This window comes from Paracoccus versutus (genome assembly GCF_029909795.1).
Taxonomy (GTDB): Bacteria; Pseudomonadota; Alphaproteobacteria; order Rhodobacterales; family Rhodobacteraceae; genus Paracoccus; species Paracoccus versutus.
On sequence record NZ_CP038196.1, the window covers coordinates 1,822,736 to 1,835,667 of the forward strand.

Consider the following 12,932-nt stretch of genomic DNA (forward strand, 5'->3'; position numbering starts at 1 on the left):
CGGGGCCGGGGCTCAGGCATCGCCCAGCATCTGCTGCAGGCGCAGTGCGCCGATGCGGCTGACCTGGCGCTCGGCCTCGGCGCGCTCGGTCGCGCTGTCGTTGTCGAGGCGCCGGCGCATGGCGGCCATGATCCCCGGCTTGTCGTGGTCACGCACGGCGATGATGAAGGGGAAGCCGTGCTTTTCCACATAGGCCGTGTTCAGGCGGTCGAACTCGGCGCGCTCGGCATCGGTCAGGCTGTCGAGCCCGGCGCTGGCCTGTTCGGCGGTGCTGTCGGCGGTCAGGCGCTTGGCCGCGGCCAGCTTGCCGGCCAGGTCCGGGTGCGCCAGCAGCACGCCCAGCCGCTCGTCGTCGCTGGCCGCGCGGAAGACCTGCGCCATGCGCGCGGCAAGCCCGGCGGCGGTGTCGTGGATCGCGCCCATCTCACCCTCCCAGACGCGCTCGGCGATCCAGGGTGAATGCTCGTAGATGCCGCCGAATTTCTCGACGAACGCCTCGCGGTCCATCTGCGAGGGGCGCTGCCTGGGCTGCCAGGGATGCGTCCGCGCCCAGTGCCGCGCGATGTCGAGCCGGGTGGCGAACCAGACCCCCTCGTGGCTGCGGGCATGGTCGAGGAAGCGCTTGATCGCCATGGCCCGGCCCGGCCGGCCCGCGAGGCGGCAGTGCAGGCCGATAGACATCATCTTGGGCGCGCCGGCCTCTCCCTCGGCATAAAGCACGTCGAAGCTGTCGCGCAGGTAGTCGAAGAACTCGACCCCGGTGCCGAAGCCCTGGCCCGAGGAAAAGCGCATGTCGTTGGCGTCCATCGTATAGGGCACCATCAGCTGCGGCTTGCCGTCGTGGACATGCCAATAGGGCAGGTCGTCGGCGATGGTGTCGGCCAGGTATTCGAATCCGCCCTCCTCGCAGCCCAGAGCCACCGTGTTCATCGAGGTGCGGCCCTGGTAGAAGCCGCGCGGCCGCTCGCCGGTGACGCGGGTGTGCAGCTCGACCGCGCGGGCGATATGCTCGGCCTCGACCTCGCGCGGGATGTCGCGGTAGTCGATCCATTTCAGGCCGTGGGTGGCGATCTCCCAGCCGGCGGCCTGCATGGCGGCGACCTGTTCGGGCGCGCGCTCCAGCGCGGTCGCGACGCCGTAGACGGTCACGGGCACGTCGCTGAGCAGCCGGTGGAGCCGCCAGAACCCCGCCCGCGCGCCATAGTCATAGATCGATTCCATGTTCCAGTGGCGCTGGCCGGGCCAGGGCTGGCAGCCGATGATCTCGGACAGGAAGGCTTCCGAGGCGGCGTCGCCATGCTCGATGCTGTTTTCGCCGCCTTCCTCGTAGTTGATGACGATCTGCACCGCGATCCGGGCATCGCCGGGCCATTTGGGATCGGGCGTATGCTCGCCATAACCGATCATGTCGCGGCTGTATCGCATCGCTTGCTTCCTTTCCTGATTTCTGGCTGACTAGCACTCATCACCCTGCCGGCCCCGCAGGCAACCCGAGAATTTCTATAAACAGAGCCAAGTTTTTCTTGAAAATGGCTGTTTATTAACGTCCCGTTGAAACTCTGTCGCCAGACCCTGCATTCTCGTTGAAGATGCCTGGGCATAATCTGGCCAGCATGGCGGGCAAACCGCCAATGGGAGGAATCATGCCAGACAAGCAATCCGGCCTGACGGCCAGCGGCGCCAGCATCAGTCCAGGGGAAGGAACCGTGCTCGACAAGCGCTTCGGCCTGACGGCCCATGGCACCAGCGCCAGAACCGAGGTGATCGCGGGGATAACCACCTTCCTGACGATGGCCTACATCATCTTCGTGAACCCCGAGATCCTGTCCTCGACCGGCATGGATCGCAACGCGGTCTTCGTCGCGACCTGCCTGGCCGCGGCGCTGGGATCGGCGATCATGGCGCTTTGGGCCAACTGGCCCATCGGCATGGCGCCCGGCATGGGGCTGAACGCCTTTTTCGCCTTCACCGTGGTCGGCGCGCTGGGGTTCACCTGGCAACAGGCGCTGGGAGCGGTGTTCATCTCGGGCCTGGTGTTCCTGTTCCTGTCGGTGACGGGCATCCGGCGCTGGCTGATCGCGGGCATCCCCACATCCATGCGCAGCGCCATCGCGGCCGGCATCGGCATGTTCCTGGGGCTGATCGCGCTGAAGAACTCGGGCATCGTGGTGGACAACCCGGCGACGCTGGTCGGCCTGGGCGACCTGACCCAGACCGGCACGCTGCTGGCCATCGCCGGCTTCTTCATCATCGCGGCGCTGGATGCGCTGAAGGTGCGCGGCTCGATCCTGATCGGCATCCTGGTCATCACCGTCGTCTCGATCGCCATCGGCGCCAGCCCCTTTGCCGGGGTGATCTCGATGCCGCCCTCGATCATGCCGACCTTCATGCAACTCGACATCGCCGGGGCGCTGACCGTCGGCATCTTCCACGTGATCCTGGTCATGGTGCTGGTCGAGGTCTTCGACGCCACCGGCACGCTGATCGGCGTGGCCAAGCGCGCCGGCCTGCTGACCGAGGGGCCGACCCATACCAACAAGAACCTGGGCCGGGCGCTGATGGCGGATTCGACGGCGATCCTGGCCGGCTCGATGCTGGGCACCAGCTCGACCACCGCCTATGTCGAAAGCGCCTCGGGCGTGCAGGCGGGCGGGCGCACCGGGCTGACCGCGCTGGTCGTGGCGGGTCTGTTCCTGCTGGCGGTGTTCTTTGCGCCGCTGGCAGGCTCGGTCCCGGCCTATGCCACCGGACCGGCGCTGCTTTACGTCGCCTGCCTGATGGTGCGCGAGTTCGAGGAGATCCAGTGGAGCGACGTCACCGAAAGCGCGCCCGCCGTGCTGACGGCGCTGATGATGCCCTTCACCTATTCCATCGCCAATGGCCTGGCCTTCGGTTTCGTGAGCTATGCCGCGATCAAGCTGGCGACCGGCCGCGCGCGCGAGGTGCATGCCGCGACCTGGATCGTCGCCGCGCTGTTCGTGATCCGGTTTGCCTTCTTCATGGAGTGATCTGCGCCAAGGCCGGGGGTCTGTCTGCCCCCCGGACCCCCCGAGGATATTTGGACAAGGAAGAATGGAACTTGCCGGGTCGGCCGGGATTCCGGCCGGAGGCCATTGCCTGGGCCGCGTGATCGCGCATCGCAAGCCGGGCCATCGCAAGCCGGGGCGCGGGATGCGCATCCGGCCGTTGCGTTTCTGGCCGGGTTTCCGCGGGATCCCCGGCAGGCCGGCTGCCGCGGCCCGGCATGGCTTGGCTTGGTCGCGTCGGGTGAACGGGGCGAGGAAAGCGGCCAGGGAATTTTCCCGTCCGGCGCGGCTTGGCTTGGCTTGGTTTTCGTCGCCGTCGGCTGCGCGTGCCCCCTGTCCGATTCGAACGGACGACCTACCGCTTACAAGGCGGTTGCTCTGGCCAGCTGAGCTAAGAGGGCGACGCCCGGACTGTTTAAACGACCAGCGCCTTTCGGGCAAGTGAGTCCGCCGCGCCGGGAAGATGATAGGCCGCAGCACAGCCAGGAGTGCAGATGCAGCCGACCGTCTGTCGCCCGGTGCCTGCCCGCCGATTCGACGAAGGCCAGGCGGCGCGGAGGGAGGCCAATGCCTGGGACGCAGGCGCGCGATGCCGCAGGGCACAGGGCACAGGGCACAGGGCACAGGGCACAGGGCACAGGGCACAGGGCACAGGGCACAGGGCACAGGGCACAGGGCACAGCCTGCGATAGGCAGCTACTGAACGCAAGGCGACCCTCGCCTGGCCGGGACAGCATCCATTCTACCGCGGGACAGGTCTTGGGAAGGATGGCCCCGAGGCGTCGCTGACTTGCCATTCGCCCTTGGGGAATCACCACCATCGTAGCCGAGGGCGGGGCAGTTCGCGCTGCCGCATGGCGAGGGCCGATGCTGCCCCGCTTGCCCGCGCGCCCTTGCCACGGTCACGGGGGACGGCCATCGGGGGTGGCGACCATGCGCACCGTCTCGACCAGCCGCACCGGGTCGAGCGGATAGGGCAGCCAACCCGCCGCCCCGGCATTGCGGGCGCGGGCCTTCAGCTGCGGCGTGGCCGAAACGGCCATGACCAGGATCGGGATATCGCGCAGGCGGGCCTGGCGCCGCACCGCCTCGATGAAGCCGAAACCGCAGATCCGCCGCATGTTGATCCCCGTCAGGATCACGTCGACGGAAGCGGTCCTGAGCAGCGCCAGCCCCTCGGCGCCGTCGCAGGATCGCTGCACCGCCATCCCCGCCGCCTCCAACGCAGCGACGGCGGCTTCGCGCAATTCGCCGCGGGGATGCTGGACCAGCACCGTCAGCGCCATCGCCGCCCCCAGGCGACCGGGCCAGGCCGTCCTTTTCCTTCCGCAGCGATCATCCGCCCCCTCCGATTCAGCCGGTTTCGCGCAGGATCGCGCAGAAAGATTGAATTTCGGTTGACGCGGCCGGGGCGGAAGGCCATCTGTCCCGAATTGCCGCGAAACCGGCCCATTTCCTGTCGCCGGGGCTTGCATTCCGGGCGGAAAAGGACTATTTCGCGCGCACTTCACAGGCGGGGTCGGGCCCCGGAGGGAGACATCCTTCGACGGTCCACCGGTTGGGGCAAGCCCCTGAAAGCCCCGCCAAGGCGCAAACCGGAAAGGACATGGACATGGCGCTTCCCGAATTCTCCATGCGTCAGCTGCTTGAAGCTGGCGTTCATTACGGCCACCAGACCCAGCGCTGGAACCCCCGCATGGCCGAGTTCATCTATGGTGAACGCAACGGCATCCACATCGTCGACCTGACCCAGACCGTGCCGATGCTGGACGCGGCGCTGCAGGTGGTGCGCGACACCGTCGCCAAGGGCGGCCGCGTGCTGTTCGTCGGCACCAAGCGCCAGGCGCAGAAAGCCGTCGCCGACGCGGCCGAGCGTTCGGCACAGTTCTACATGAACCACCGCTGGCTGGGCGGCACGCTGACCAACTGGAAGACCGTCTCGCAGTCGATCCAGCGCCTGAAGGCGCTTGACGAGACGCTGGGTTCGGGCGCCGAGGGCCTGACCAAGAAGGAACGGCTGCAGATGGAGCGCGAGCAGGCCAAGCTGCAAGCCTCGCTGGGCGGCATCCGCGAGATGGGCGGCCTGCCCGACCTGCTGTTCGTCATCGACGTGAACAAGGAAGACCTGGCCATCGCCGAGGCGAAGAAGCTGGGCATCCCGGTGGTCGCCGTGGTCGACACCAACTGCTCGCCCAAGGGCGTGGACTATGTCATCCCCGGCAACGACGACGCCGCCCGCGCCATCGCGCTTTACTGCGACCTGATCAGCCGCGCCGCGCTGGACGGCATGACCGCGCAGATGGGCGCTGCCGGCGTGGACCTGGGCGCGCTGGAAGCCAGCGTCGAGGAAGAGCTGGCCGGCGAGACCGCTGAGGAAGCCGCCGAAGCCTGATCGGCGCCGGTCCCAAGCGGGCCGCGACAGGTTTACGGAACATTCATCAGGCGGGGATAAACCCCGCCTGACGCATTGAAAAGCAAGGAGACTCTCGATGGCTATCACCGCTGCTATGGTGAAAGACCTGCGCGAAACCACCGGCGCGGGCATGATGGACGCCAAGAAGGCGCTGACCGAAACCAATGGCGACATGGAAGCCGCCGTCGACTGGCTGCGCACCAAGGGTCTGGCCAAGGCCGCCAAGAAATCGGGCCGCGTCGCCGCCGAGGGCCTGGTGGGCGTCGCCGTCCGCGCCGGCCGCGGGGTCGCCGTCGAACTGAACTCGGAAACCGATTTCGTCGCCAAGAACGCCGATTTCCAGCAGCTCGTGCGCGAGATCACCAATGTCGCGCTGGACGCTGCCACCGATGTCGAGGTGCTGAAGGCCACGCATCTGAACGGCCGCCCGGTCGAGGACGTGCTGACCGACGCCATCGCCCGCATCGGCGAGAACATGACCCTGCGCCGGATGCACGCGCTGGAAGGCGACACCATCGTCTCTTACGTGCATAACGCCGCTGCCGAGGGCATGGGCAAGATCGGCGTGCTGGTCGCGCTGAAGGGCGATGCCGCCAAGGCGCAGGAGATCGGCAAGCAGATCGCCATGCATATCGCGGCGACCAACCCGGCCTCGCTGTCGGAAGCCGACCTGGACCCCTCGCTGGTCGAGCGCGAGAAGTCGGTGCTGACCGAGCAGGCCCGCGAATCGGGCAAGCCCGAGGCGGTGATCGAGAAGATGATCGAAGGCCGGATGAAGAAGTTCTTCGAGGAAGTGACCCTGCTGGGCCAGAAATTCGTCATCAACCCCGACGTGACCGTGGCCCAGGCCGCGCAAGAGGCCGGCGTCGAAGTGACCGGCTATGCCCGCGTCGTGGTCGGCGAAGGCATCGAGAAGAAGGAAGAGGATTTCGCCGCCGAGGTCGCCAAGACCCGCGCCGGCGCCTGATTCTCGCCAGACCCGGATTACGGACGCCGGCCCCCTTTTGGGCCGGCGTTTCGCATTCCGCGACGGCATCGGGCCGAGGCTGTGTGAAAACTCCAATTCTGAAAATTTACGAAGAACAGTTTCCTTAGAAATACATTCACGGCGGCCCGCTTTAGAACAAAGTCTCTCTGCAAGGCCAGCAGGCGAACATTGTTCCGTGCCCGACCATGCTCGACTGAGTTTCCACACAGCCTCGGCCGCAATGCGTCAGCCGGCGCAGATCTGGTCGCGCGCCGACAGCCCCGGCGCGCCGTCTCGGGCGGGCGAGGGATGCCCGCCCTGTCCGGGGCCATGCGGCTCGGCGGTGGAGTTGAAGATCTGCCTGCGGCTGGCGGCCAGCAGGATCGCCTGCGCCGTGGTCTTGGCCCCCAGCGCCTTGCGCGCCAGCCGCAGATGCTTTTCCACCGTGGCCGGCGTGACGTCCAGGATCTCGGCGATTTCCTGGGTGGTGCGGCCGACCGAGATGCATTCCAGCACCTCGCGCTGGCGCAGGGTCAGCACGCATTCCTGCTCGGCATGGGGCAGGGTCGAGATGCGCAGATGCGCCAGCCGGCTCAGCGCCTCGACAAGCCGGCCGTGCTGCGCCCAAAGCGCGTCCAGCCGGTCCTGCCGCATGCCGATCGCGCCGCCGAGGATCACGCCAGCGCGCACCCGCTCCACATCGTCGCCCATGCCGACCGCATAGCCCGCGACATGGCCGTAGCGGGCGAAAGCATCGGCCGCGCGCTCTTCCTGCGGCGTCAGCCGCCCGGCCAGGCGGAGCCGCCGCATCCAGTCCCAGCTTTCGCTGCCCCTGTTATGGGTCAGCCAGCGGTGCATCGGCAGGCTTTCAAGCAGGTCCAGCGCGGCAAGCTCCTGCATCAGGCGCGGCGGGTAACTGGACAGCAGGACGCGGTCCTCCAGCATCCGGTCGCACGAGGCCTCCAGGATCCGCACCGCATGATAGGAAATGTTGGGAAAACCCAGTTCGGTCAGGCGCGCAACGTAATGCTGCCAGACCTCTTGCGCCGAACGGGCCCCCAGGATGACTTCGATGTCATTCAGCATTTCCATATTATACCAAGCTCTTTCGAAAATATTTAAGAATAAATTTGCACCATAACGGATAGCTTTGAAACATTATTGCCAAGAACCGCAAAGGATCAATGCATCACGCGCAAACCGAACGGTTACGTAAGGTCAACATGATTAACCCTGGCCGTGAAACCCGTTGTTCGTCATGGAAAATCTTCCGTCCGCCGATGAAATGGCCACGCCATCACCACGATTTTTGCCGCAGGATTCGCCATATCGCGCCATTTTCGCGACACGTCATGATTGCATGATTGAATAAATTTCCACCTTTGCATGAAAATCGCGCGGCTCGGTGCCAGGGCGGGGGGAATCCGGGCCACTCGTCGACGCGGTGTCGTTGGAAGCCCGCGCCGGGACATTCATGAAAACCCGCCGCTGCCGCAGAATCAGCCATGCCGCGGTGCCGGTTCCCCGGCCGGCAATTGCAGCCGATCTTGCGCTTTCGCACCGGCCCGCCGCATTCCGCAAGCCGGGAAACCGCCCGGTCAGGGGGTAAGGAATTCGATTCCGGGCAGGGCGGCGATCTCGGCCATGTCGGCGTCATAGGCGGCGGTGATGCGATCGACCATCTGCTGGGTCCAGCCGGGCAGGTTCAGCTCGACCTCGATCTGCTCGGGCTGGCCATATGCCTCCAGGGCGGCGGCAAAGATGCGGCGGCGGCTTGCGACGGTCAGCCGTTCTTCCTGCGCCAGCGCGTCGCGGATCATGCGGATGCCGTCCGGGTGCAGGATGTCGCCCAGGATCTGCAATCCGGCCTTGAGCGGCACGTCGGCGGGCATGGTCGCGATGCGGCGCACCACCTCGGGCCAGATCAGCGAGGTGTCCTCGTGGCACCAGACCACCAGGCGCCGGCCCGGCAGCGCGGCCTGGATGCGCCGCAGCGCCGGCCCCCAGCGCAGCGCCTCGGGATCGACGCCGTCCATCAGCTCGGCATAGCTGCCGCTGCCCTCCTGCGACAGGACGAACGGGACCAGCGTGGCCGGGTTCTTCAGCGCGATGAAGAACTCGACCTCGGCGCTGGGAAACAGGTTGGCCAGCGCCGCCATCTTCTCGCCGGCGGTGACGTAAAGCCCCTCGGGCGAGATGGCCCGCGTCGCCCGGCCAAGAAAGCTGGGCGTGCTGCAAATGATACGGCGCGGATCGTCCGAATCCAGGATCGCATCCAGCATCACCTGCTCCATCGCCTTGGTGGCGGGGCCACCGCGCAGCGCGCTCAGCGCCTCGTTGAAGATCTCGCCATGCCGGTTCGGGGTGACGGGCTCGATCCCGTTGCGCAGCAGCCAGTCGCGGTTCTGCAACAGCGTCTTGACCATGCGATAGAGGTCCGTTCCGTGAACCCCGCAATGAAAGACCACCTGCATACCCGCAACCCCCGACTCGTTTGGGCGCACAGTAACCAGCAATGCGCGCGCAGAAAACCTCATGGTTGAGCGACGCCTGTGCCGATCCCGCGCCCCGCGCCCACCGTCCATGCCCGGCCATCTTGCGACGCGCCGCCGCGGCGCGGAACAGCAGGACCGGATCGCAGCTGAGGCGCGGCATGCGGCATGGCCGGAGCGCGATCATCCGCCCCGATCATCCAGGCGCGGATCAGCCGCCGGGATCGGTCCACAGTACCACCCTGCCCTTGCCGGCCAACTTCGCCTGGTAAAGCGCCGCATCCGCCATCTCGAACAGCTGGTGCTGGTGGGTGATGCGCCTGTTGCCGGACACCGCGACGCCCATGCTGGCCGTGATCCGGCACGGATAGGTTTTCGCGGCCATGATCTGGTGGATCATCCGGGTGCAGACGTTCATCGCATCCTCCTCCGGCCTGTCGGAGAAGATCAGGATCAGGAACTCGTCCCCGCCGATGCGGCAGACCCGGTCGCCGGAACGCACCCCCGAGGCCAGGACCGATGCCACCGTGACCAGGACGCGGTCGCCGGCGGCATGGCCGAATCGGTCGTTGACCTCCTTGAAATGGTCGAGATCCAGGTGGACCAGCGCAAAGGGATTGCGGTTGCGCGCCTCGAATGCCTTGGAAAACACGACGTCGAAGCCACGCCTGTTCAGCAGCCCGGTCAGCGGATCGGTGATCGACAGGATCTGCGCGCTTTCGCGGGCGCCCTCCAGGCTGGTGTTGACGCGCGACAGTTCCAGCAGCGCCGCGCGGTTCGCCTCGTGCAGGAACAGGAATTCCATGGCCAGGTCGGACGGCGGAAAATCGGAATCGTTCAATTCGAATTTCTGCACTGCCGAGGAAAGATATATGCCGAAGCCCAGGTTGAGCATGGCCATGTCCGGCGACAGATGCACGCCATGCCCGCGCAGGGAAACGCCGCCATGGTCGCGCAGCTGCAAAAAGACCCGCCTGCCGCAGCCAAGCTGGGGAAACAGCTCCTCGAAACGGATGCGGTGGCCCAGGTTGTTGGCGGGAATGAAGGCGTCCTCCAGGCGGGACGCGCTGCCCAATACCTTGGCAAGCGTCTTGCCGCGCGACACCATCACGCCGGCGCGATCCACCATGAGATGCATCGGCATCAGCTCCGACAGGGTGCGAATGTCTATCACGGCGTCTTTCAAATCTGCGCTCGCTTGGGGGAAAGCTCGAAGCCCCGCTTGCTGGAGTAATCAGGCAGGACGACATCTATGTCGATGCGGTCCCGGACGACCGAAATGACGGCAAGCGAGCCATAGTCGTCCGCCATCACCCGCAGCATGCCGGCCAGGACGCGCATCAGGCCCGGCTGGTGCGGCTCGGCGATGATCCGGTAGCGTCCCGGCGCGTCGGACAGGACCGTGAATCCGGGAAACTCCAGGTCGGGGATCACCAGGTGGATGCGGCCCGGCAATTCACGCAGCGATTCGACGAATTCCTGGAAATTCGCGCCGCCGAACCGCAACAGCCGGCGGATCTGCTCCTGCCGGCTCAGCCATGCCCCGACATCCTCGAGCAGCTCGCCCACCGATTTGTCGAGCCGCCGGGCCGAGGCGAGGACGATGGCATGGGTGATGCTGTCCGGGCTGCTTTCCCAGGTCAGGAACCCGTCGGGGTGGACATCGGCTTCGGCGGCGACCTGCTGCCAGGTCGCGCTGCCATAGGTGTTGCGCAGGAACGCCTCGATACAGCGATTGACCAGACCATGCATTTGCTTCGACCCCATGCGGATTGCGTCAGTGCCAGAGTCGGCGGATGCCCGGCCGGTCGACGGAAACGTATCTGGGGCCGGAAGGCTCCAGGAATATCGCCACCGCGCCGTGTTTCCGCAGATAGGGCGGATCGAGAACCAGGCATTCGCCCAGGGCGGCGGGGCTGGGGGAAAGGGCGGCGTTCGCGACCAGGATGCCGCCTTCGCGGCATTGGCCGCGGGCATCCTCGCGCGTGGCCCTGCCGGTCAGGTGGCGGATGCGAAGCCGGATCCCGCCTCGGTCGAGTTCCGCCCAGCGATTCGCGGGCGGGCCCTGCCACAGCGGGCGCGCCGCGGCACCGGCCTGATCGGCGGCGTCGCCATCGGCCTTGAGCCAGCTCTCTACCGCGAAGCTGCCGCCGCCGGGCTTCGAAGGCACCCTGCCCGCGGGGGTCAGCACCGCCACCGCGTCGCCCTGGGCCGAAACCAGGATGTCAGGGCGTGTCGCACCCAGCCACAGCACCCCCGCCGCCGCCAACAGGGCGATGCCCGTGCCCCGGCGCAAAAGCGGCAGGGGACCGCGCGCGCCCGCGGGCTGCGCACCGGGCAAAAGCAGCATGGCGCCCACGGCCATCAGCGGCAGGACGGCGCGCGGCGCGACGGGAAACAGCGTGACCGCCCCGCCCAGGTCCGAGATCCATTGCGCGACCGCCAGCATCCAGCCGGTTCCCAGCCCCATCAGCCACAGGGCCGGTTGCGCCAAGCCCAGCGGAGCCAGCAGCGCGGCGAAGACCCCGCCCGGCATCACCAGCGCGCCGACGACGGGCACGACCAGCATGTTGGCCAGCAGGCCGTATTGCGTCATCCGCCCGAAATGCGCCGCGGCGATGGGGGCCGTCACCATGCCGGCCACGAAGGAGGACAGAAACAGCATCAGGACCGGCCGGGCCCACCAGGGCAGCCGCGGTGACAGCCTTGCCCATGGCTCCTGCATCAGGATCAGCGCGACCGTGGCGGCAAAGCTCATCTGGAAGCCGGCCTCGGTCAGCGCTTCGGGGTTCAGCACCAGCACGATGCCGGCGGCGACGGCGACGGTGCGCAGCGACACCGCGCGCCGGTCGGCGATGATCGCAAGCAGCATCACCGCCACCATGATGAAGGCGCGCTCGGTCGCGACGCCGCCGCCCGAAAGCCACAGATACAGCGCCGAGGCGCCAAGCGCCCCCGCCGCCGCCAGCTTGTGGACCGGCACCGCCCGCACCCCGCCCAGCCCCTGCGCCGCCACGCCGCCCAGCCGCAACGCGGCATAGACGAAGCCGGCCAGCATGCTCATGTGCAGCCCCGAGATCGACACGATGTGGTAAAGATTCGAATCGCGCATGATCTGGTTGGTCTGCTCGGCGATGCCGGAACGGTCGCCGGTCATCAGCGCGGCCGAGACCGCCCCCGCCTGGCCGCCGATCCGCTCCTGCATGGCCTGGGACAGCGACATGCGGATACGGTGCAGCGCCAGCATTCCGCCATCGGCCGGCGGCTCGACCGTCATCACCGGCGCGCGGGCATAGCCCACCGCGCCCAGGCGTTCGAACCAGGCCAGGCGGCGGAAGTCGAAGCCGCCCGGCTCGGACGGGCCGGCGGGCGGACCCAGATGCGCGGTCAGCATCACGCGCTGGCCGGGCACCGGCAGTTCCTGCGGCTCCATCAGCGAGATCCGCACCCGCGCCGGCGTGCGGCCGGGCGCGACCTCGTGCAGCCCGACCTGGTCGAGCAGCAGCCGCATCCGGTCGCGCGACGAGCGGTCGATGCCCACGACCCGCCCCTCGACCGGGCCGTAATAGCGGAAATCCAGCACCGGGGCGGCGACCAGATGCGCCCGGACCCCGGCGAGCCCCGCCCCCAGCACCACCAGCAAGGCTGCGAAGGCGGCCAGCCGCAGCCGGTCCGCCCAGGCCCAGCCCAGCCTGCCGGACCCGGCCAGCCGCATCGCCCCGGTCGGCAGCAGCAGGCAGGCGACCCCGGCCAGGACCAGCCCGGCATGGAAGCCCGGCCCCGGTTCCCGCGGCAGCAGGAACCAGCCGCCGATGCCCAGCGCAAGCCAGAAGGGCATCCAGGGCAGCAGCCCCGCGCGAATGCCGACCGACGGCCGCAGCCCGGCCGCCGCCTGCCGCCCGCCGCGCGGCGCCAGGGCCGGCAGCCGCGTTTGCAAAGCATTCACCGATTCCGTCACCAAAACTTGTCCTTGCCGTGGCACTTGCTTATCTGTGGCGCCAAGATTGGCATGCCGACCTTTCGAAAGGATTAAC

The 12,932-nt window shown here is 67.5% G+C and carries 10 protein-coding genes and 1 tRNA gene; 3 read left to right on the forward strand and 8 right to left on the reverse strand.

The window, feature by feature from the left end:
- Positions 1 to 12: 12 nt before the first annotated feature.
- The gene (gene puuE / locus E3U25_RS08995; RefSeq protein WP_116220585.1) at positions 13 to 1,425 is read right to left on the reverse strand and encodes an allantoinase PuuE; all 1,413 of its coding nucleotides are present in this window, start codon (positions 1,423 to 1,425) and stop codon (positions 13 to 15) included.
- 281 nt (positions 1,426 to 1,706) lie between these two features.
- On the opposite strand from puuE, the gene E3U25_RS09000 reads away from it, so the two are divergent.
- The gene (locus tag E3U25_RS09000; protein ID WP_116221655.1) at positions 1,707 to 3,008 is read left to right on the forward strand and encodes an NCS2 family permease; all 1,302 of its coding nucleotides are present in this window, start codon (positions 1,707 to 1,709) and stop codon (positions 3,006 to 3,008) included.
- A 345-nt stretch (positions 3,009 to 3,353) separates the two neighbouring features.
- Here E3U25_RS09000 and E3U25_RS09005 read toward each other — a convergent pair.
- Positions 3,354 to 3,427: transfer RNA gene (locus tag E3U25_RS09005), tRNA-Thr, on the reverse strand.
- A gap of 501 nt (positions 3,428 to 3,928) precedes the next feature.
- Positions 3,929 to 4,312 (reverse strand): response regulator, encoded by a 384-nt coding sequence (locus E3U25_RS09010; protein WP_114538047.1) that lies wholly within the window; start codon positions 4,310 to 4,312, stop codon positions 3,929 to 3,931.
- A 320-nt stretch (positions 4,313 to 4,632) separates the two neighbouring features.
- Between E3U25_RS09010 and rpsB the strand changes: the two genes are divergently transcribed.
- Both rpsB and tsf read left to right on the forward strand, forming a co-directional pair.
- On the forward strand, positions 4,633 to 5,418 hold the full coding sequence (gene rpsB / locus E3U25_RS09015) for a 30S ribosomal protein S2 (protein WP_116220584.1): 786 nt from the start codon (positions 4,633 to 4,635) through the stop codon (positions 5,416 to 5,418).
- A 97-nt stretch (positions 5,419 to 5,515) separates the two neighbouring features.
- Entirely contained in the window at positions 5,516 to 6,406 is an 891-nt protein-coding gene (gene tsf, locus E3U25_RS09020) for a translation elongation factor Ts (RefSeq protein WP_036756409.1), read from the forward strand.
- 246 nt (positions 6,407 to 6,652) lie between these two features.
- Here tsf and E3U25_RS09025 read toward each other — a convergent pair whose 3' ends face one another.
- The 5 genes from E3U25_RS09025 to E3U25_RS09045 form a co-directional block, all read right to left on the reverse strand.
- On the reverse strand, positions 6,653 to 7,492 hold the full coding sequence (locus E3U25_RS09025; RefSeq protein ID WP_244294855.1) for a helix-turn-helix transcriptional regulator: 840 nt from the start codon (positions 7,490 to 7,492) through the stop codon (positions 6,653 to 6,655).
- Between the two features lie 512 nt (positions 7,493 to 8,004).
- Positions 8,005 to 8,832, reverse strand: coding sequence for a hypothetical protein (locus E3U25_RS09030; RefSeq protein ID WP_243700233.1), 828 nt, complete (start codon positions 8,830 to 8,832; stop codon positions 8,005 to 8,007).
- 277 nt (positions 8,833 to 9,109) lie between these two features.
- On the reverse strand, positions 9,110 to 10,072 hold the full coding sequence (locus E3U25_RS09035) for a GGDEF domain-containing protein (protein WP_036756457.1): 963 nt from the start codon (positions 10,070 to 10,072) through the stop codon (positions 9,110 to 9,112).
- Between the two features lie 8 nt (positions 10,073 to 10,080).
- Positions 10,081 to 10,650, reverse strand: coding sequence for a heme NO-binding domain-containing protein (locus E3U25_RS09040; RefSeq protein WP_036756456.1), 570 nt, complete (start codon positions 10,648 to 10,650; stop codon positions 10,081 to 10,083).
- Between the two features lie 25 nt (positions 10,651 to 10,675).
- Positions 10,676 to 12,856 (reverse strand): ComEC/Rec2 family competence protein, encoded by a 2,181-nt coding sequence (locus E3U25_RS09045; RefSeq protein ID WP_244294851.1) that lies wholly within the window; start codon positions 12,854 to 12,856, stop codon positions 10,676 to 10,678.
- Positions 12,857 to 12,932: the final 76 nt, after the last annotated feature.